We start from the raw sequence: 19,878 nt of genomic DNA on the forward strand, positions 1-19,878 counted from the left end.
TAGCGTTTAAACGCCGGTGTTCGTGCGGGCTGCTAGCGTGTGGCTTGGTGTTTTTCGCCAGCACAGAGTCACTGGCCGAGCCAACTCTGGAATCCGCGCTATTTTACCAGAAAGTACAGTTTGATATTCCGGCCCAGCTATTGTCTCAGGCATTAAAGTCTTTTGCCGATCAGTCGGGTGTGCAGATTTTTTATCGCAGCGATATTTTACCTGTACTTAATACGCAGGCCATACAGCAAAGCTTAACGCCTGAGCAGGCGCTGGATCAGTTACTTTCTGGAACAGATTTGCGCTATAGCCTGGACGGGCGCAATACGTTGGTCATCCACCGGCTTGAGGGTGAACCGCGTGACAGCGCTGGCCCACAAGTGGTGCAGGCGCCATTGAAACAGGTCGTGATGGAGGAGACCTACGTCACCGGAGTGCGCAACTCGTTGCGTATCAACCTCGCGCTAAAGCGACAGGCCGCTAACATTATTGATGTGATCAGCTCCAGTGACATTGGCAAGTTTCCCGATCGCAATGTAGCCGATTCCCTGCAGCGGGTGGCGGGGGTTTCTGTCGACCGACTTTGGGGCGAGGGGCGGGATGTTAATATTCGCGGTACTGATAAAGACATTAATCGCACCTTACTTAACGGACAGCACGTTGCGTCGGCTTATTGGTGGGCTAACGATAACCTGAGCCGTGGGTTTAATTACTCCACCCTGGCCTCGCAATTAGTGCAATCGATCGAGGTGCATAAAACTCCCCGCGCTGACATTGACGAGGGCAGTATCGGCGGGACGGTGCTAGTGCGCACCCGCCGGCCGCTTTCTATGTCTGGGCCGATGTTCAGCGTAAGTATAGAAGAGCAGTACAGCGACTTGGCGCAAAGCTGGGCCCCGCAGGCCTCTGTACTCGGCAGTTGGAATAACCACGATCGCACGTGGGGTGTGCTGACGAGTGTAAACTGGCAAGAGCGGCAAAGTCGGCGCGACGGCCAAGAGACTTTCGCTGACAATACCCTTTATACCATTACTGAACCAGATGGCACCGTCACCGACAATGTCTATGCAATATGGGGCGGAGGCACGGCACTGTTAGAGCAAGACCGCGAGCACTTTACCGGCAATGTTACCTTGCAGTGGTCGCCCGATGAACACTGGGACACAGCGCTTAACGTGTTGCGCTCACAAATGGATATTGACAGCGTCAACCACAATTATTTGTTTGCGCCGGGCGGTTTTAAGCTGCGTCAAAGCCCACCAGCGGTGGTCGCTAACCCGGTGTATCGGCCCAGTGATGACGGCTACCTGAATTTGGCCGCCGGTACGCTTACCGGTGCCGATACAACGGGCGCCTTACTGGATGCTATCTACCGCCAGGGGTATATCGATACTGAAGTTGTCGATTGGGACACGAATTACAGCAATGGGCCTTGGCTGGTGCATTGGCAGCTGGGTCAAACGCAATCGTCTGGTGGCACCGATCACGATTACCTTTACCGCTTTTTGGGCGATACTCGCACTCGTTTTGCTTTAACGCCCGATAGTGTACAAGTGGAGTATTTGGATTTAGATCCTACTGACGCTAGCGCGTTAACTAAGTTTTCGGAAGATTCACGGGATCTGGTTCGCGATATGAATAACCGCGAAAATTACGCCCAGCTTGATCTTACCTATCAACCGCACGTCTCTTGGTTGGAGGCCGTAAAAACTGGGTTTAAATTGCGTGATCATACGGTGGTAAATCGCCAATCGATTGGCGAGATTGACACCACTTATGCAAGCTGGAATAGCCTGCGGCAAACCTCGCTGGCCGACGTATCACGTGGCCTGACGCCTGCGCTACTGCCGCATGTTGCAGGCGCTAGCAGTGTTACTCGCTACGCCCGCACTGACAACGCACAGCTGCAAGATATTCTGCTTACTCGTTACGATGCAGGCTTGCTGCGCTATCGGGAAGATACTGACGCCTACTATCGAATTGAGGAAGAATCCGCCGCTTATTATCTTAGTGCCGAGTTTAGTTGGTCCCATTGGCAAGCGAACCTCGGGCTGCGAGCCGTTGTGACTGAGCAGTACGCCAGCGGCTACCTGGATGACAATCTGCGCACCGTTAAACATCGCTATCACAACCTCTTGCCAAATTTAAATGTTCGTTATCAGCTGCGCGATAATTTAGTGCTGCGTGGGTCCGTGGCGCGGGTAATGGCGCGACCCAATTACGAGGATGTCTCTCCAGGCTTTATTATTGACCCTACGAGTGGCTCGGGGCTCGCGGGTAATCCGTTACTCGACCCTTATAGGGCCGATCAACTTGACGTTAGTGCCGAGTGGTATCGCACCGATACATCGCTGGTTTCCATTGCCGGCTTTTATAAAGAGTTTTCCAGTTTTGTCTACCCGATGACGGAGATTCGCGAAATCGGTGGCCGCAGCCTGAATATCACTCATCCGGCTAATACCCGGGGGGTTAGTATCCACGGCGCAGAACTTCGCTGGCAACAGGACATCGCGTGGGGTTTTGGCGTTCAATCTAACTACACGTACACCGACGCTGAAGTTCCCGCCCCAGCAGGGGGGGGCCCAATCGAGCTGCCAGGCAACTCCCGCGATCAGTTTAATGCCTCGGTATATTTCGAGGGTGATTGGCTCGATGCGCGGCTCTCTTACAACTATCGCTCCAGCTCTTACGGTGAGGTGCTGGCTGGCTCACAGACTCAGACGGCCTCCTACACCCAAATTGACGGCAGTGTGCATTGGCATTTAAACGATCGGGTGAGCTTATCTGTTGAAGGGGTAAATCTCACCAATGAGATTATTTATATTCGCAGTGCAAGCGGCATACCCCAAGGATTCTATGAAAATGGCCGCCGTATTCTGGTGGGCTTGCGCTATCACTGGGAGTGATAAGCCCGATGTTGCGCCGCCGCATTATGAGCGGCGGATTTAACCATAACCCTAGATAGAATGTATTCGCTATGATAAAAAACGAGTCAATGATTCCACTGGATGTGCAGCAACCTTTGATGCCTATCCTCCAGCGGTTAGGCCCAGCATGCTGGCGTTGCGTGATCTGGTTTTTTCGGTTGCCAACCGTATTGGCATCAGTAACCTGGACGAGTCGTTAAAATGGGGTGAGCCCAGTTATCTAGCCAAAGGTGGCAGTGCGATCAGAATGGACTGGAAGGCAAAAACGCCGAGCGAGTACTTTTTATTCTTTAATTGCCAAACCAAGCTGGTGGATACTTTTCGCGAGCTGTACGCACACGCATTGGTGTTTCAGGGCAATAGGGCGATTGTGTTGTCGCTTGATAAACCGTTGCCAGAGCATGAGGTTGCACATTGTGTAGCGCTGGCACTGCGCTACCAAAGCCTTAAGAGCTTGCCTTTACTGGGGGCATTGCCCGCGTAACTTCTTGTATTGTCTTAACGGTAGGTGTATTAGTTTTATTTGTGCAGGTTCTGGTTCTCTGGGTTTTAAGTGAATTCGCCCAGTTTCTACTTTAAAACGTAATATCACGTAATTATAAAGAAAAAAAGGTGATCTCTATGAAAGTGTTTTTGATGATGTTGATCTTATGTTTTGCCAGCAGTACGGTTTTTGCTCATGGTGGCGGGTGTCGTAAAAGCTCCCCTGTCGGGCAGTGTTGTCATAAAGATAATAAGGCTGGTGAGGTGCACTGCCACAAGAAAAAGTAGGCGAGATGCTTACGGTTACTGGTGCTGCAACAGTGAACGAAACAGGCTATGTGCTTTTGTTGCCCGTTCAAGGCTTTTACGAATCTAACAACGGCGTATTGCTCTTGATCGTGGTCGTTGGTTGGCTCATTGAATAGCTGCGCGCGGCCGCTGGAGCGTACGTAAACCTCCGTAAATAATGCTGTCTGGTTTCTTGTGTGTTGTAAGAATCTTCTATACTGCTGATATAACCGTGGCGTTAGCCGAAACCTTGCTGGAGAGTACTCGATGCCCATTCGCGATAATCAGATACGCTACGGTAGCGTAAGCCGTTTTTTTCACTGGTCGATGGTTGCCGCTATCCTGTGGCAATTTACCAGTGTTTTTGCGCATATTTTGCTGGAAGATACAGGTTTTGACGAGTTTATGTGGGGCACTCACAAAATGGTGGGCTTTTTAATTTTTGTGCTGGCACTGCTGCGGTTGCTGTGGGCTTTAAGTAATCTGGGTTCTCGGCCGCCCGAGTTGAGCCTTGCCTCGCGCTTGGGGCATATAGGTTTGTACGCTTTATTTCTCGGCGTACCGGCGGTGGCGCTACTGCGGCAATATGGCTCGGGGCGGGCGTTTGAGCCGTTTGGGCTTCCCATTTTTGCCGGTTTTGACTCGGGAAAAATCAGTTGGATGACAGACCTTGGCAGCCTGTTACACAGTAATCTTGGGTGGGTTTTGTTGCTGGCGATTGTCGGCCACGTCAGTATGGTTGTGTGGCATCGCCGTCAAAACGCGAAGCAAGATGTATTGCCAAGAATGTTGGGGTAGTTGTTGGAGTAGTTGTTGGTGTAGGTACCTGCCGCCATTTTCATGGACAACCAAACCAATAATAGAGGTTGCCCCTGTCCCCCCGACTTTTAAACGGAATGCGCGGGCACTGTTACTAACCGGTTTGGCGCAGTAATTTATGGCGCGGCGGGGCCAGATAAAACGCCAGCCGCTCGTTGAGGGCATTCTCACTGTACATCTGCTCAACGGTTTCTCGCGCCGCCAAACCCAGTCGTAGCCGTTCGTTGCTGTCATTGGCTAAACGTTTTAGCAGCGCCTTGGCCTCGTCGTTATTATCAAACAGCAAGCCATTGTGGCCGTGCTCAATCCAGTCGGCATAACCTCCGTGACGGTGGCACACCACTGGCAGGGCGCAAGCCATGGCTTCGATCACAACACGGCCAAAAGTCTCAACATGTGTGTCGGTTTGGTAATAAAAAATATCCAGGCTGCGTAAAAAATCGGCTGCATCCCGGGTGCCGGCTGCGGTTAAATGCACGGAGGGGTGATTAATATAAGGCGCTATACAGCGCGCGCCCTGAAGGTGCCACTCAATACCCTCATCGGCAAGTTCGCGATAAAGCGTCAGGTCGCGGGGGTGGTGTTTATCATTGGTGTCGCGGCTCATTCGGCCGATGCGCAACGCCCCCTCTGGGCGAATTGTTGCCGGAGTAAAACGATCCAGATGAATGGGCGATGGATGTATGGCGGCGGGCACACCGAGCAGGCGGCGCTGAAAATCGGAGATCATCACATACTCGGGCTTGGGCCAGCCCGGCGGCACCTTGGCTGTGTTTTCCAGAAGGTTGGGCAACATCGTGTTGTAGACGTAAATAAGGCGCTCGGGGGGCGCCGCCAAGCGTGGCCACAATTTGCCGCGCCAGTGGGTGCCGACAAAAATGTAAGTGCCGCCGCGAGGCATGTAGCCAGGTCCGGGGCGGGTACGCCGGGCGTTATTTTCGCCAATCAGTGTCGGACAGCCCTTGGACGATGCGGCCCAAAGACGGGTGCTGCTTTGCTGCGAGAGTAGCCGATATAACTGTAGGGTTTCTTGTTCGCTGCCGCCATGGGCTGAGTGAAAAGCGTTAAACAGGTGGATCATGGCGCACAGTGTCCTTGTGGTGGATATTGGTTTGTTCCTTCAAGGCCACACTGGCCTTATTTGAAGCGGTGCGAAGATACGGGGCAGAATAAAGCGTGTCAACCAATAACGAGTCAACTCATTGCGCGTAGTGGCTAAATACCCGCTTTAAAGCTTAGACGCATGCACACGTTAGCGGTGCTTAGTCACAATTTAATATATTTAGTTCAGAAATAAAAAAGGCCGATCCGCAGTGCGATCGGCCTTTTGGGTACTTAGTGATTGCGTATTACGGTTTAGGTTGCGCTAGCAAATTTTTGCTGGCGCGCCTCGGCAATGCGGCGCTCTTTGGCTTTATGTTTGCGATACCAAATGATCACACCGGTGATGCTCAGAGCCGCAACAACAACACCCATAATCGAAATTAAAATGCGCCCAGGTAAACCGAGTATGCGGCCGGAGTGCACGGGAAATTGCGCCTGGACAAAGATGTCGGCGGCGGTGCCTTCCCAGGGGACAAAGTCTCCCAGTACCTCGCCGGTATGACCATCAAAGAATATGGCCTCGTGACCGACGCCGCCGGTACCGTGGCTATCGCCGCCGGCAAAATACTCAACCCGATAAATACCCCAGTCGCGTGCGTACCAAATAGAGCCGACCGGTTGATCCCAGCCAATGGCGTCGGCCTCCTGGCGCGCTACCTGAGACACGTCGGCAAAGCTTAAGGTTGGGGTGATGGGGTTGTCATGATCGTTTGGGGCGCGCTCCTCCAGCGGCGACGGCGTAACATCCGAGATCGTCGACATAATCGGGAAGAATACCTCGCGATAGAGGTTGAGCGAGAACGCGGTAAAGGCGATCACAAATAACAGGCCCCAGGTCCACAACCCCAGAGCGCGGTGCAAATCAAAATTAAAGCGGATCGGCCCGGCGCTGCGGCGGATCTTCCAGGAGGGCGACCAGCGCTTCAGATAGCTGCGGCCATTTTCGCGTTTTTTACTGCTGCCGCCTTTGGGCAACGTGAGGTAAGCGCCGATAAAACAGTCAAAGGTCCAGATGAGCGCGATGACGCCCAGCAGCCAGATACCCCAGTGATCGATACCCCAAAATTCGGGAATGTGCAGGCTAAAGTGCAGCTTGTACAAAAACGACATAAAGGTTTCGCGGGTAATGGGCCAGACGGCGCCCCATTCACGTTTACCGATGATGTCGCCGCTGACTGGATCGACGTACACCTGGTTAAACTCGGATTTATACAGGTGGCCAGTCTCGGGGTTAACCCGGGGTTGCACCCAAAAATACTGCGAGTGTCCGGGCTCGGGGGCTAGCTCAAAGTAAGTGACTTCAACCTTGGGGAACTCGGCCTCGACTTTTTCGGCTAAGGCAAAGGCCGATAGTGGTTCGCCGGGTGTGTGGACTTCGTTAAGGTGCGGGTTAAGCCACTCATCGAGCTCGTGATCCCACGAGATGATAGCGCCGGTCAGGCCCGTGACGACAAGGAATGCCGCAATGGTAAGACCCATATAACGGTGCAGATGAAGCATTAAAGAACGCATAGTACTAAATCCAGGTTGATAACCGAGCGCCAAACAATAGCGCTGTATTATAAAGTAAAACACCCGCCATTAGTGGTGGCGGGTGAGGTTATTGCCATGTGCGGCGCTGTTTGTGCGCGCGAACCTCAGAAGCTCCAGCTCACTGAGGCCGATGCCTGCAGCGGCGCGCCGTAGTAAGCCTGAGTCCAATATAGGCTGTTCCAGTACTTCTCGTCGGTGAGGTTGCTGACGTTAAGCGCCAGTGAAACATCCTCGGTTAGCTGGTAGCGTGCAAACACGTCCAGCAACGCGTAGCTGCTTTGGCTCACCGGCACCCCGGCATCGGAGGTGGTTGATACGGTATCTTGCCAGTTAACGCTGGCGCCCACGACTAATGGCGGCAGCATGGGTAATTGATAAGCCGCCGCCAGCTTCACTAAGTTGCGCGGTACGTAAGTGCGTACTTCGGTGCCGGCGGTATCGGTGATGTCTACCCAGGTGTAACCAAAGCTCATATTGAGGTTGTCGGTTACGGCACCGCTTAGCTCCAGCTCGGCGCCTTCGCTGTCGTAGGTTTTACCCAGGTAAGTATTGACGCCATCCACGCGGCCTACGTATTCACCAAGGTTGCTTTGCTCCGACTGGAAAAAAGCCAGCGTACCGGTGGCCTGACCATCGTTGAGCTGCACTTTTAAACCGACTTCTGAGTTGTCGCCCTGGGCCACGCCCAGGGGTTGGAACTCGGGCGTGACAAACGATTGCGGGGTGAAAACCTCGCTGTAACTGGCATAGAGCGAAACGTTATCCAAAAATGCCCAGGTAAAACCGTAGTAGGGCACGGTCTCATCGGCGTAGGTATCGGCGCTCACCCCGTAGCTATAGCCGCCCTGAGTCACCTCCATTTGACGTGCGCCCAACAGCACCGAGAGCGAGTCGAGTAGTTTGAGGCGGGTGGCAAAGTACAGGGACTCGTGCTCTTGGTTGTCCTGACTGCCATCGGTGTAGGTATCGTAAACCTGCAAATCGGGGCGCGGCGTATTGCCCTCGGCCCAATCGCTGCCCAGTACCGGGTAGCCGTTGACGTGGTCGTAAAGTGACTGACCGACTAAATCAATATCGGCTTTGTTGTAGCCGAATACCAGATCGTGCTCCTGCCCGAGCAGCGCGAAGGTGCCGTTGACAAACACATCCAGTACTTTTTGTTTTTCATCAGCCCGATAACCGCTGGCGTAGCCCAGCAGGCCGATTTCGGTTTCTCGCTCGGGGGTTCCGTAAACGTAAAACAGCTCGGAGTCTTGCTCGATATCGTTTTGCGTGTAGTGCGCGTTAAGCGTCCAGTTTGCACCCAACTGCTGGCGCAACTCGACAAACGTTTGGCGGCGCTCAATGTCGCGAAAAGCCCAGTCCGGCGCGGTACTGGTACCTACGTCGTAATCGGTGGCGCTGCCGTCGGTGTAGTGCATGGGTAACGCGCCCGATAAGCTGCCGCGAATATCGTTTTGGTTTTGGCTGTAGCCCAGTGTTAGCAGGGTGCTGTCGGTAATGTCACCTTCGATAACACCGTAAAATACGCTGTTGTCGTTTTCATTGCGATCTAAGTAAGACTCGGCGTCGTCTTTGGCCATAACCAGCCGTGCCCGAATGCGATCGCTGATCGCGCCGGAAATATCCCCCTCCAGGCGGTAGCTGCTCTCGGGCCCGGCTTGCAGCGATAGGTAGCCGCCAAAATCGGCGGTGGGCCGCTTGCGAATGTAGTTAATCGTGGCCGATGGGTTGGCAAGGCCGGTAATTAAACCCGCCGCGCCTTTAACGACTTCAACCTGCTCAAACACCGCCGTATCTTGGTGGCCCTGCGAAAGGCCAGCGGAAAAAGGCACGCCGACGCCGTCATACTGAAAATTGACGATATCAAAGCCGCGGGCGGTGAAGTAAGTGCGGTCCGTTTCTACGCTCTCGACAGTCACCCCGGGCGTGTAGCGTAGCAAGTCGTTGATATTATCGAGCGCAAAGTCGTCGATCTGGGTGCGCGATATCACCGTAACGGTTTGCGGTGTCTCGTAAACCGAGAGATCAAGCTTGGTGGCGGTTGACGATTTTTCGGGCTCGCCGTAGACGTTAACGACCTCGATTTGCACGGGCTTGTCGTTGTTTTGGGCAATAACCGGCTGGGCGGCGCTGGCGGCCAGTAGGGCGGCCAGTGGCAAACGCTGAAGTTGGCGACGCATTCATACCTCTTTGGGGCGGCAGGACAGTAGGGTTGGCCATGAGACCGGTTTCAGGTGGGCGATGATATCAATGGATAAGCTAAATATCAATCGTTCTCATTTGTATTTTTGGGTGAGGTAGGCTCTGATCTCAATGGCCGCGCTTGTGCCGGTTGTAGCGTTGCCCAGTAATTGTCTGTAATCGACAGCCACCGGGCTAACCGGTTACTATCTGGTTTTTGGCTGGTTTTTGGCTGGTGCAAGCGCCTGCGGGCGATATGATCCGGTAGCCCCGCAAAGGGATGTCTGATCTTACCCGGTTACGGTGCACTGGATTATTGGTATGCGCTGCACGGGGTAGCCTTTTAAGCACCTGCGGCAAGGTATTGGAGAGCAGCACCATAGCAAGTTCCGGATTAACTCAGGGCACCCCTCGGTTTGACCTTAAAGCTCGCTACCTTGTGGCGGTGTGGCTGCTGTCGTTTGTGGTTGTGCCGGGGTATAGCCTGCTGGCCGGTTGGTTATACGCTTACGATGTGCCTTGGTATTGGTACGATCTGCTCTATTACGCTTGCTTTTACGGATTGCTTTGCATGATTGTGGCTATTCAGTGGCTGCGTGGGCAAAGCGCTTGTAAAACACTGTTTGCCCGCCCGGCCAAACGCAGCTGGACGCCTGCGTTGCTGCTAACAGCGCTGAGCTTTAGCTTTGCCACCGTGGCGTTTTACGGCGTCTTTATTCCGCTGTCCTATTGGCTGCCAGATTTTGTCCAATACTGGGTGATCGAGTTGCCCTGGCTGATTTACTTCACCCCGGAAGGCGAGTTTCCGCTTTTACCTAACCTGCTTAACCTGCTGTTTTTAGTTGTGATTCCGCCGCTGGTGGAGGAGTTTGTTTTTCGCGGTATTTTGCTGCATCGCTGGGCGCCTAAGTATGGTGTCTTGTGGGCGGTATTCGGGTCGTCGGTTATTTTTGGCGCGCTGCATACCGACCCTCTGGGGGCGGCGGTCTTTGGCGCTATCATGTGTTTTATCTACCTTAAATCAGGCAGCTTATGGGTGCCCATCGTTTGTCACGCGCTCAATAACCTTGTTTGCTGGCTGTGGGATGCCGCGGACTTGGCCCGTTTGGGGCTCGATTATGAGTACACCCTTAAGGCCTTTCGCGATGAATGGTCCTGGGCCTTGGTGGCTGCCGTGATAACCCTGGTGTTGTGGGCCCTGTACCGCAAGCACGGCTTTGCCAAAGGCCCCCTAAAGCTGCCAGCGAGTGCTTAAATTGCGCTGTGTGATTTTTAGGGCCGCCGCGGTTGGCTTTTGCGTTTGTGCTGGTACGTCGCCGCCGTTATCAGGCGCAAAAAACTTGGGCATTCCAGATGGCTCGGCGCCTCGCAGCGGGCGACGCAGCGCAAGCCATCGCGTACCGCGCTTAGCCGGCGGATAGTCTCGTCCAGCTCATCGGCTTTGCGGTTTAACCGCTCGCGATCAATCTGCGGCTGGCCGTCGGCGGCAAACATCGCTTTAATTTCGGCCAATGTAAGCCCCGCCTCGCGCCCGAGGGTAATAAGTCCGAGTGTCTGCAGCACGCTGGAGTGGTATTGGCGGCGCAGGCCATGGCGCCCTGCCGGGTGAATTAACCCTATGCTTTCGTAGTAGCGCAATGTCGATGCGGGTAAGCCCGTTTGCGATGCTACCGCTGCAATGTCCAACTCACTCATGAGTCTTGACCTCAAGTCAACTTTAAGTCGTATTCTAACCAAAACAACGATCTAGAGGTGGTTATGCATCAACAGATTTTGACTGTGGAGTTTATTTGGGCGGCGCTATGTCTGGGAGTTGGAGCCACCGCTCTTATTGATGTATGGGCTTTATTGCTACGCCGTGGTTGGGGCGTCGCCTCATTGGATTTCCGTTACCTGGGGCGCTGGCTTGGGCATTTGGGCGACGGCGTACTTGTCCATAACAATATTAAGCAGAGCGCGCCGGTTAAGGGCGAGCTGCTGACCGGGTGGGGGCTACATTACCTAATAGGCGTTGTATTTGCGGCAGTCCTGCTACTGGTTGCCGGGCCTGTGTGGTTAGCACGTCCCACAGTGGTGCCGGCGTTATTTTTTGGCGCAGTAACGGTCGTATTTCCCTATTTTATTTTGCAGCCATGTTTGGGGGCGGGGGTCGCTTCGCGACTTACGCCACACCCGCTTCGCGCCAGCTTAAAAAGCTTGCTTACCCATGTTTTATTTGGCATGGGGCTGTATGTTACCGCGTTGCTGTACTCTGGGGCCGGTTAAAAATCTTAAAAGGTTCATTTGGACGGCGGCGCGCTGGCGGGTAGTTGCTCGCCACAGTGTTTACAGTGTATCGCGTCAGCCTCGTGGCCGGCGCGGGTGCATTTGGGGCAGTTGCGGGAGACGCGCTCACGCTGCATCTCCTGGGCGAGCTCGGCGGTAAGAATGCCGGTGGGTACGGCAATTATTGAGTAGCCCGTTAACATGGCCAGCGCCGAGATGATTTGCCCCAATATTGTGTGCGGTACGATGTCGCCGTAGCCGACCGTGGTGATGGTCACAATGGTCCAGTAAATACTTTTAGGGATACTGGTAAAGCCATTCTCGGCCCCCTCGACCATATACATTAACGAGCCAAATACGGTAGATAGAATTAGCACCGAACCAAAAAATACTAAGATTTTTCGCCTTGCTAACATCATGGTGCGCGCCAGCAAATTGGCTTCGCCGAGGTAGCGTACCAGTTTGAGTATCCGAAAAATCCGCAGCACCCGCAACATCCGGATAATCAGAAGGTTGTTGGCGCCAGGAATAAAAAACGCAAGGTAAGAGGGCAGTATCGATAGTAAATCGACAATGCCGTAAAAGCTTTTCACGTACCGCCAGCGGTTTTCGCTGCAGTACAGGCGCACTAAGTACTCGGCGGTAAACAGTAAGGTAAACGTCCACTCGGTCGCCCTTAGCAAAGGGCGGTAATGAATGGCAATCCAGTCGACCGACTCGAGCATCAGCACTAAAACGCTGATGCAAATTGCCCAAATCAACAGCACATCAAAGCGCTGGCCCGCCGGCGTCTCCCAGCCAAAAATAATACGGTTGAGTTTTTCGCGCAGCGTCTCGTCGCGCGGGGGCGGGGCGGCTGGGTCGTTTGCTGACATTAAGACATCCTGTTGCGTTCCGGAACGGTTGTAAGCTACCCAGATTAAACCGAATTACACGGCAAATGCCAACCGCTTCGCGCTGGTACTGGCTATGGCGGAGATTAGCGCATGTCTACATGGGCTTTTCTGTTGCTGCAAGTGGCGTTATTGACAGCGCCGCAGGTTAAAAAGCCCTGTGCCAGCGGCTCAGAGCTTATTGATGGTGCTTGCCCCCGAGGTATTTAGGCTCATTCGCGGATCGCCCGTGTACTCCAGTGAAGACGCACCACTGACGTCGGCTGATAATTGTTGCCTGACCTGCACTTTAACAAACGAGGCACCGGACACATCGACACCCACTTGCTCACTGATAACGCTGCCGGCGTTGTAATGGCTGGCGCCGGATACATCGATAGACTGGGTGTGGACGACGCCCGCGTTGCTAACACTTGCGTGGGAGGCGCCGGAGATGTCCACGGACATGGTTTGCGCTTCAACGGCGGCAAAGGTAACGGTGACGGCGCCCGAGGCATCTAAGCCGAGCGTTTCGGCGGCCACCGCGCCTATGGTTATTTGGCTCGAGCCGCTTACATCCAGTGTCAGGTGCTCGGTTTCAATGCTGGCACTGTTAAGGCGAATATTGCCACTGGCGGCTATATGGGAGATCTGGGCAATGCTTATCTCAATCTCCACCTCGCTGCCGTTGTCGTTTTTAAACCAAGACCAAAACCCCAGGCCGCGATTACTGATCGAAACACTATCGCCATCGGTTTCAAACTCGACGTCTTCCAGCTCGCCTTTAATGACCCGAATAATCGCGGTGTTGTCGCTCGACTGGATTAGGGTGACCTGAGCGTCTCCTTTAAAACTAAGTTCACTGATACCCTCAAGCGAGAGCTGTTTGGTAGGCACTTCGGCGTAAACGGGAGAAAAAGCAAACATGGCTAGCAAAGAGGCGATAAACAGCAACGGTAACGGCGTGGCGGGGCGAAAGACAGAGTTCATGGCGATATCCTGATAAGTGATGGCTACGTTTTGTTGGCAGCGTTACACCAAAGACGCCGATTAAAGCAAAAAAGATGCAGATAAAACACAATTTACAAACGCTTGAGGTGCTTGTAGCTTAGTGGGCTCGTTTACTGCGTTAAAAGGCCTTGTCGAATGCACCCAGATCACCTGCAACAATTAGCGCACGCCAAGTATTTGCTTGAAACCCCGGCGGTGGCGGCGCGCCTATCAAATGCGCTGGGTACACCAATTGAAAAAGCGGTATCAATGTTGCCAAAACGCGCAAGCGACGTGATAACCAGCGCTACCCGTAAAGCACTAGACGCTGCATTAAAAGCGGCGTTAAAAGGTTTTAACGATCAGCGCAAGGCGCCCGCTAATAGGCTGCATCAATTAACCGTGGCGGCAAGTGGGGGGCTGGGCGGCGCGTTTGGCTTGCCGGCGCTTGCGCTTGAGTTGCCCGTCTCCACAACCCTGATGCTTCGCTCTATTGCCGATATCGCGCGCAGCGAGGGCGAGCAACTTACCGAGCGGGAGGCGCAACTGGCTTGTCTGGCGGTATTTGCCCTGGGTGGCCCGGGTGAGTCGGACGACGGCGCCGAGACTGGCTACTTTGGTATACGCGCCGCTATGGCAAAAGCCATGAGCGATGCGCTGGCCCATGTGGCACACCATGGTATGGCGCAACAAGGCGCGCCCGCGATGGTGCGGTTTATGGCACAAGTGGCAGCACGCTTCAGTATTCCGGTATCACAAAAAGTAGCGGCCCAATCCGTGCCGATTATCGGCGCACTGGGCGGCGCCACGGTCAACGCTTTGTTTATGGAGCACTTTCAAAAAATGGCGACCGGCCATTTTACGGTTCGCCGCCTGGAGCGACTGTACGGTGCGCGCGAGGTGCAGCGGCGCTATGCGCTGATTGCAATTTGATCGCCTGCGCGGCTCTGGCAAGCTCTGTGCTTTCTATTCGCTGTAGTTTGGTTAAATGTCTGTTAACGAGCGAGGAGAATACTATGCAAAAGTTTGCGACAGCGCATTGGGAAGGTGGCCTTAAAGATGGCAAAGGTCAGATATCCACCGAAAGTGGCGCGCTTAATGATCAGCCCTACGGTTTTAACACCCGCTTTGAAGATAAAGCGGGCTCAAATCCGGAAGAGCTTTTGGGCGCTGCCCACGCGGGTTGCTTTTCAATGGCTTTGTCTGGGCAGCTTGCCGAGGCGGGGCTTACGGCCGACAGCATCGACACCAAAGCCACGGTGTTGCTCGAAAAAGACGGCGATGGCTTTGTAATACCCGAAGTGCAGTTAAGCGTGAAGGCGAAAGTCCCCGGCGCCGACAAAACTGCCTTTGACAAGGCCGCCAACGCGGCCAAAGAGGGCTGCCCACTGTCTAAAGTGCTAAACGCCAAGGTTGTTATGTCAGCCGAGCTTGTCAGTTAACGCCCGGCCTAACGAGGGCCTTAATCGTGTTTAAAAAACCGCCTGATGGGCGGTTTTTTTTGTGTAAAACACACGCTCTTCTTGTAACTTTTACGCTGAATTTGGTCGGCTAGTGAGTAATAAAAAAATCGATGTGATGCGGTTAATGTTTACGGGCTTTGCGGGCGATAAAAATGTGAGCCAGTTGTGATAAAAATATTATTTTATGTTTTGGCACGGCCATTGCGATAGCTTTCGTACCATTGATTTGGCAACGTTAGTTTATTGGAGATAAACCATGGTTAAAAATATTTCATCAGCAGTTCTGTTTTGTGTTTGTTCTACAGCAGCGGTAGGGTCGCTTGCGCAATCGGATGGTGAAAGTGGCTGGCGTTTACAGCCCGAGTTTTCTGTAGGGGGTGGTTACGGTGTAACCGCCCTTAAAGATGAAGATTTTGATGAAGATGAGGCCGCTAAAAAAGCGTTTGCCTTGGTTAAGTTTAACGAGTATATCGGCCTTGAAACAGCGTATATCGATTTTGATGAAGCGCGTAATGACCGGGCCGAGTTTGATGCCACCGGGGTAACTCTGGGCTTAATTCTCGAGGCGCCTATTACTCAGATGTTCTCGGTATACGCCAAAGGTGGTCAGATGTGGTGGGACGCCGATGCAAGCCTTGATTTGGAGGTGGCCGAAGCCACTAACAGCTTTGATGGCGATGAAACCTTTTGGGGTGTCGGTACCAAGTTTCAGTTGACCGAGCATTTAGATTTAAAGCTGGAGTACGAGCGATTTAACTTTGAAGTGTCGCGCGATGAGATTGATGTGTTGCAAAACCGCGATGTGAATATGGATGTCGATTACGCCAGTGCCAATTTACAGTTTACGTTTTAACAGCGCCGGATAAGGCGACTACAGGCAGGCTGTTGAAAAACGTTTTCGAGATAGTCCGTACGAGGCGACATTTGGGCGAAAAGCGGAGCCTACAAGGATGTAGGCGTTAGAGCGACGCAGGAAGCCAAGGCCGAGGTTATGGGTTGCATATGCTTACGTTGAGCCCGGTTGTAACGCCGCAGTGACTACGCAGATGGTTTTCAACGACCAGCCAAACAATAGGTGCGGGAAACCGCACCTTGGTAAGTAATAGGGGGATACCGGCTCGTTGTGTAGAGCTTAGTAAAATACTATGAGGACAAGGCTATGAGTATCCAAATGAATTTTAGTGATCAACCGACAGGTTATTTTATGACGCGCACGCCCTTGGCTGTGGTGTTGTCCTGTTTGCTGGCGTCTGCGCCGCAGGCGTTGGCCGATGACGATGGTCCGACGGTCGTCGACGAAGAGGTGCGTACCAGTCAGGTGCTGCGTGCTCCCACCTTTGATCAGGTCGATGCCGACGGCAGTGGTGAGCTTAGTGCCGAAGAGTTGGCCAGCTACTACCAGCAACAGCTGGATAAAAATGGCTGGACCGACGAGCAGGTAGTCAGCCGCTACGACGCCAATGCTAGTGGTGGGCTAAATCCACCGGAATACGAGCAGTTACTAAGCACCATGCTCGATCAGCATATCGCCCAGATGAAAAACAGTGCGCAGCAACGGCAAATGAAAACCGAAACCGAGATGCAGGCTTCCGCCAGCGAGATGCGCACCACCAGCGATAACCCGATGCCGGGCAGCGATGACGCCCCACGAGGGTTTCAGGCCGGTGAGAGTGTCACCATAAGCGAGGCAAAGCAACTTCAGCCTGACCAGTTAGATGGCCTGGATGTCGTAAACCGCAACGGGGACGACATCGGTGAGGTTGAAAAAGTGATCACCGAGAACGGCCGGGTGACCGAGGTTGTTGTCAGCGTTGGCGGGTTACTGGGTATTGGCGATAAAGATGTATTAGTCGATGCCAATAATCTGCAGGTAACGGGTAATAAAGTGGTTTGGAATACGCCAATGGACAAAGAGGCCATTGATAACCTTCCCGAATACAAGGAAGGGGATAGATTGAGCTCCACCGGTTATTAGCCGCATGCACTTTTGTTTTTAAGAATACGTTGGATACGCCTCAGGCTGTATCCACGGCTAGCGCTAAAGCGGCCCCTATCGGGCCGCTTTTTTCTGGCAAACTCATGACTCTGGCTGTGCCTTACGCTACTATTGAGGCATGAGCCAAAACCATATTCAGCAGTTGCTGCGCCCCAATTCTGTCGCCGTCATCGGCGCGTCTAACCGACCTAATCGGCCGGGAAATGCGGTAATGCGTAATTTGTTGCGCGCCGAATTCTCCGGGCCCATTATGCCAGTTAACCCCAAGTACCAGTCGGTAAATGGGGTGCTGGCGTATCCCTCGATTGCTCAATTACCGGCGGTTCCCGACCTGGCTATTATTTGTACCCGGGCCGATCGCGTGCCGGCGGTTATTGACGAGTTGGGCGAAAAAGGCTGCCGCAACGCCATCGTCATAGCCGCCGGGTTGCATGTGTCGCAAGCGGACGGAAGCAGCTTACAGCAACAAATGCTCGATAACGCGCGTCACTGGCACATGCGCATTTTAGGCCCCAATAGTTTGGGCTTAATTGTTCCCGCTATCGGCCTGAACGCCAGCTACGCGCACATAGGGGCGTTGCCCGGTAAAATCGCGTTTGTCTCGCAGTCGTCCTCGGTGTGTACCACGATTCTCGACTGGGCCGAGCGCCGCCAGATTGGTTTTTCACACTTTATTGCGCTGGGCGATGCGGCCGATATCAACTACGCCGAGCTGCTGGATTTTTTGGGGCAAGATGGCAAAACCTCCGCAATATTGCTGTACGTCGAGTCGATTCGTCAGGGGCGGTTGTTTATGTCGGCCGCCCGCGCTGCCTCCAAAAACAAACCTATTTTGGTGATTAAAACCGGCCACGCACTAGAGAGCATTGAAACCGCCACCGACGCCCGGCGCGCTGATATTGGTGCCGACGGCGTTTACGATGCCGCGTTTCGCCGTGCCGGGATGTTGCGCGTAGGTGAGCTGCGCGAACTGTTTGCGGCGGTAGAGACGCTCGCCCACGGCAAGCCGATAAAAGGCGAGCGGCTGGCTATTTTAGCCAACGGTGTCGGCGCCAGCCTGATGGCGGTAGATACGCTGGTTAACAACGGCGGCCGACTCGAAGCGCTCTCGCAACAGACCCAAGATAAGCTGCGTGCGCTGGTGCCGCTGGGAGGCCATGCCAATAACCCGGTTAACTTGCTGGGCGACGCGTCCCCCGAGCTGTATCAAAACGCACTAGAGGTGTTATTGGACGCGCCGGAAGTCGATAACTTGCTGGTGCTACATAGCCCCTCGGCGCTGGTGAATGGCGACACCTACGCCGCCAAAGTTATTCAAACGGTTAAGCGCCGCAGCGGCAGAGTCCCCAATTTGTTGGTGGCGTGGATGGGCGAGAACGCCTCGCTTATTGCGCGCGAGCGGTTTTCCAAAGCGGGTATTGCCTCGTTTCGCACACCCGAGGGCGCCGTGGGTGCTTTTATGCACATGGTGCAGTATCGGCGCAACCAAAAGCTTTTAATGGAAACGCCCGAGTCGATACCCGCAGGCGTGCCGGACGATTATATCGCCGCGCGACAACTGCTAGAAAGTGCACAGCAGCAGGGGCTAAATTACCTCGACACTCACCAATCCACCGAGCTTTTAGCCGCCTACGGTATTCACACCCTGGCGACTTTGACGGCGAGCGACGCCACCGAGGCGGCCAGTCAGGCAGATAAACTGGGCTATCCCGTTGCGTTAAAAATAGTGTCGCGGGATATTCCGCATAAATCGGATGTGGGCGGTGTCGTGCTCAACCTACACTCGCCCGATGAAGTGACCTTAACCGCTGGCAATATGCTCGCGCGTGCGCGCGATACTTACCCCAACGCTGTGATTGAAGGCTTTACCTTACAGAATATGGCGCGTCGCGCCGGCGCCCATGAATTACGCATTGCGGTTAAAAACGATCCGGTGTTTGGCCCGGTTATTTTACTGGGCGAGGGCGGCAGCGAGCTGGACACCGAGCGCCACTCCGTGGTCGGCTTGCCGCCGTTAAATATGGCGCTGGCGCGCTACCTGGTGATTCAGGCATTGGCCGAAGGCAAGCTGCGCGACCGACAATTACAGCAGCCGCTCGACCGTCAGGCGCTGGCGGTACTGCTCACCAAAATTAATCAGATAATTATCGATAATCCCGCCATTACCGAGCTGGATATCAACCCGGTACTAGCCGCCGGCCCCGAACTTACCGTGGTGGACATCAATGTCACGCTCGGTGATCCACAAACCCGCAACCTTGTGATTCGCCCCTACCCAAAAGAGTTGGAGGAGTCGTACACCCTGGCATCGGGGCGGGAGGTTTTATTGCGGCCCATTCGGCCAGAAGATGAAGACACCCACCGCGAGTTTGATATGCAACTCACCGGGCTCGACCGCTACAACCGTTACTTTGCCGAGCTGCCAAAATTAGGCCACGAGCAGCTAGCCCGGCAAACGCAAATTGATTACGACCGCGAGATGGCGTTTATCGCCAGCGCCCAAAAAGACAATGGTGAGTGGGAAACACTGGGGGTGGCGCGGGTACTGATGGACCCGGAAAATATAGAAGGCGAGTTCGCCGTTATTGTGCGCGGCGACATGAAAGGCCAGGGGTTGGGTAAGCGCCTACTGAGTAAATTAATTGAATACAGCCGCCAGCGGGGCCTAAGCTACTTAACCGGCGAAACCATGCCGCAAAATCGCGGCATGGCCGGCCTTGCCAGAGCGTTGGGTTTTAGCGTTAAGTATCAGCGCGAGGAAGGGGTTGTGACGATGCGGTATGATTTTTTTGGATAACGGGTAACGGGTAACGGATGACGGGTGACGGAATACGAATGCATTGGTTGCTTACCCTCCCAAATAGCTCTGAGTTCGGCTGGCTTCACGGGTCCCAAAGGCGGCGCTTCGTCGTTGTACGTGAGTCTAAGGGTTGGTATCGAATGATTAACTTAAGGGAAACCCTTGA

16 protein-coding genes are annotated in these 19,878 nt (G+C 53.9%); 10 read left to right on the forward strand and 6 right to left on the reverse strand.

From position 1 onward, the window contains the following. Positions 1 to 47 precede the first annotated feature (47 nt). The 3 genes from AAC019_RS10655 (at position 48) to AAC019_RS10665 (ending at position 4,484) form a co-directional block, all read left to right on the forward strand. Complete coding sequence (locus tag AAC019_RS10655; RefSeq protein ID WP_339898900.1) at positions 48 to 2,894, forward strand: TonB-dependent receptor; 2,847 nt, start codon at positions 48 to 50, stop codon at positions 2,892 to 2,894. A gap of 148 nt (positions 2,895 to 3,042) precedes the next feature. Continuing rightward, positions 3,043 to 3,399 (forward strand): DUF1801 domain-containing protein, encoded by a 357-nt coding sequence (locus AAC019_RS10660; RefSeq protein WP_339898833.1) that lies wholly within the window; start codon positions 3,043 to 3,045, stop codon positions 3,397 to 3,399. Positions 3,400 to 3,953: 554 nt separating this feature from the next. Continuing rightward, entirely contained in the window at positions 3,954 to 4,484 is a 531-nt protein-coding gene (locus tag AAC019_RS10665; RefSeq protein ID WP_339898835.1) for a cytochrome b/b6 domain-containing protein, read from the forward strand. A 115-nt stretch (positions 4,485 to 4,599) separates the two neighbouring features. Here the strand turns inward: AAC019_RS10665 and AAC019_RS10670 are convergent, their stop codons facing one another. The 3 genes from AAC019_RS10670 to AAC019_RS10680 form a co-directional block, all read right to left on the reverse strand. After that, entirely contained in the window at positions 4,600 to 5,586 is a 987-nt protein-coding gene (locus AAC019_RS10670; protein WP_339898836.1) for a glycosyltransferase, read from the reverse strand. Between the two features lie 275 nt (positions 5,587 to 5,861). Next, positions 5,862 to 7,121, reverse strand: a complete 1,260-nt coding sequence (locus tag AAC019_RS10675; RefSeq protein ID WP_339898838.1) for a PepSY-associated TM helix domain-containing protein — start codon at positions 7,119 to 7,121, stop codon at positions 5,862 to 5,864. Positions 7,122 to 7,246: 125 nt separating this feature from the next. Continuing rightward, positions 7,247 to 9,325 (reverse strand): TonB-dependent siderophore receptor, encoded by a 2,079-nt coding sequence (locus AAC019_RS10680; RefSeq protein WP_339898839.1) that lies wholly within the window; start codon positions 9,323 to 9,325, stop codon positions 7,247 to 7,249. 365 nt (positions 9,326 to 9,690) lie between these two features. Between AAC019_RS10680 and AAC019_RS10685 the strand changes: the two genes are divergently transcribed. Then, positions 9,691 to 10,581, forward strand: coding sequence for a type II CAAX endopeptidase family protein (locus AAC019_RS10685; RefSeq protein ID WP_339898840.1), 891 nt, complete (start codon positions 9,691 to 9,693; stop codon positions 10,579 to 10,581). Between the two features lie 17 nt (positions 10,582 to 10,598). On the opposite strand, the gene AAC019_RS10690 is transcribed toward AAC019_RS10685, so the two are convergent. Continuing rightward, positions 10,599 to 11,021, reverse strand: coding sequence for a helix-turn-helix domain-containing protein (locus AAC019_RS10690; RefSeq protein WP_339898841.1), 423 nt, complete (start codon positions 11,019 to 11,021; stop codon positions 10,599 to 10,601). Positions 11,022 to 11,084: 63 nt separating this feature from the next. Here AAC019_RS10690 and AAC019_RS10695 point away from each other — a divergent pair, with 63 nt between their 5' ends. After that, a complete protein-coding gene (locus tag AAC019_RS10695) occupies positions 11,085 to 11,591 on the forward strand; it encodes a DUF2938 domain-containing protein (protein WP_339898842.1) in 507 nt (168 codons plus the stop codon). A 14-nt stretch (positions 11,592 to 11,605) separates the two neighbouring features. Here AAC019_RS10695 and AAC019_RS10700 read toward each other — a convergent pair whose 3' ends face one another. Further along, on the reverse strand, positions 11,606 to 12,466 hold the full coding sequence (locus AAC019_RS10700) for an ion transporter (RefSeq protein ID WP_339898843.1): 861 nt from the start codon (positions 12,464 to 12,466) through the stop codon (positions 11,606 to 11,608). A 189-nt stretch (positions 12,467 to 12,655) separates the two neighbouring features. Then, positions 12,656 to 13,453, reverse strand: a complete 798-nt coding sequence (locus AAC019_RS10705) for a DUF2807 domain-containing protein (RefSeq protein WP_339898844.1) — start codon at positions 13,451 to 13,453, stop codon at positions 12,656 to 12,658. Between the two features lie 156 nt (positions 13,454 to 13,609). On the opposite strand from AAC019_RS10705, the gene AAC019_RS10710 reads away from it, so the two are divergent. The 5 genes from AAC019_RS10710 to AAC019_RS10730 all read left to right on the forward strand — a co-directional run bounded on the left by AAC019_RS10710 (position 13,610) and on the right by AAC019_RS10730 (position 19,709). Further along, positions 13,610 to 14,386, forward strand: a complete 777-nt coding sequence (locus tag AAC019_RS10710) for an EcsC family protein (RefSeq protein ID WP_339898846.1) — start codon at positions 13,610 to 13,612, stop codon at positions 14,384 to 14,386. 83 nt (positions 14,387 to 14,469) lie between these two features. Further along, the gene (locus tag AAC019_RS10715; RefSeq protein ID WP_339898847.1) at positions 14,470 to 14,895 is read left to right on the forward strand and encodes an OsmC family protein; all 426 of its coding nucleotides are present in this window, start codon (positions 14,470 to 14,472) and stop codon (positions 14,893 to 14,895) included. Between the two features lie 277 nt (positions 14,896 to 15,172). Beyond that, positions 15,173 to 15,769, forward strand: a complete 597-nt coding sequence (locus AAC019_RS10720; protein WP_339898848.1) for an outer membrane beta-barrel protein — start codon at positions 15,173 to 15,175, stop codon at positions 15,767 to 15,769. Between the two features lie 306 nt (positions 15,770 to 16,075). Then, a complete protein-coding gene (locus tag AAC019_RS10725; RefSeq protein ID WP_339898849.1) occupies positions 16,076 to 16,891 on the forward strand; it encodes a PRC-barrel domain-containing protein in 816 nt (271 codons plus the stop codon). A 139-nt stretch (positions 16,892 to 17,030) separates the two neighbouring features. Next, positions 17,031 to 19,709 carry a bifunctional acetate--CoA ligase family protein/GNAT family N-acetyltransferase gene (locus AAC019_RS10730; protein WP_339898850.1) on the forward strand — a complete coding sequence of 893 codons (2,679 nt, stop codon included), beginning with the start codon at positions 17,031 to 17,033 and terminating at the stop codon, positions 19,707 to 19,709. The last annotated feature ends 169 nt before the right edge of the window (positions 19,710 to 19,878 follow it).

Source organism: uncultured Gilvimarinus sp., assembly GCF_963975215.1.
Taxonomy (GTDB): Bacteria; Pseudomonadota; Gammaproteobacteria; order Pseudomonadales; family Cellvibrionaceae; genus Gilvimarinus.

What these genes read in the sequence shown, in the direction of transcription:
- AAC019_RS10665 (WP_339898835.1), top strand. Translation starts at nt 3,954, where the DNA reads ATGCCCATTCGCGATAATCAGATACGCTACGGTAGCGTAAGCCGTTTT.
- AAC019_RS10715 (WP_339898847.1), top strand. Translation starts at nt 14,470, where the DNA reads ATGCAAAAGTTTGCGACAGCGCATTGGGAAGGTGGCCTTAAAGATGGC.
- AAC019_RS10660 (WP_339898833.1), top strand. Translation starts at nt 3,043, where the DNA reads ATGCTGGCGTTGCGTGATCTGGTTTTTTCGGTTGCCAACCGTATTGGC.
- AAC019_RS10670 (WP_339898836.1), bottom strand. Translation starts at nt 5,586, where the DNA reads ATGATCCACCTGTTTAACGCTTTTCACTCAGCCCATGGCGGCAGCGAA.
- AAC019_RS10700 (WP_339898843.1), bottom strand. Translation starts at nt 12,466, where the DNA reads ATGTCAGCAAACGACCCAGCCGCCCCGCCCCCGCGCGACGAGACGCTG.
- AAC019_RS10705 (WP_339898844.1), bottom strand. Translation starts at nt 13,453, where the DNA reads ATGAACTCTGTCTTTCGCCCCGCCACGCCGTTACCGTTGCTGTTTATC.
- AAC019_RS10690 (WP_339898841.1), bottom strand. Translation starts at nt 11,021, where the DNA reads ATGAGTGAGTTGGACATTGCAGCGGTAGCATCGCAAACGGGCTTACCC.
- AAC019_RS10710 (WP_339898846.1), top strand. Translation starts at nt 13,610, where the DNA reads ATGCACCCAGATCACCTGCAACAATTAGCGCACGCCAAGTATTTGCTT.
- AAC019_RS10725 (WP_339898849.1), top strand. Translation starts at nt 16,076, where the DNA reads ATGAGTATCCAAATGAATTTTAGTGATCAACCGACAGGTTATTTTATG.
- AAC019_RS10730 (WP_339898850.1), top strand. Translation starts at nt 17,031, where the DNA reads ATGAGCCAAAACCATATTCAGCAGTTGCTGCGCCCCAATTCTGTCGCC.
- AAC019_RS10720 (WP_339898848.1), top strand. Translation starts at nt 15,173, where the DNA reads ATGGTTAAAAATATTTCATCAGCAGTTCTGTTTTGTGTTTGTTCTACA.
- AAC019_RS10680 (WP_339898839.1), bottom strand. Translation starts at nt 9,325, where the DNA reads ATGCGTCGCCAACTTCAGCGTTTGCCACTGGCCGCCCTACTGGCCGCC.
- AAC019_RS10695 (WP_339898842.1), top strand. Translation starts at nt 11,085, where the DNA reads ATGCATCAACAGATTTTGACTGTGGAGTTTATTTGGGCGGCGCTATGT.
- AAC019_RS10675 (WP_339898838.1), bottom strand. Translation starts at nt 7,121, where the DNA reads ATGCGTTCTTTAATGCTTCATCTGCACCGTTATATGGGTCTTACCATT.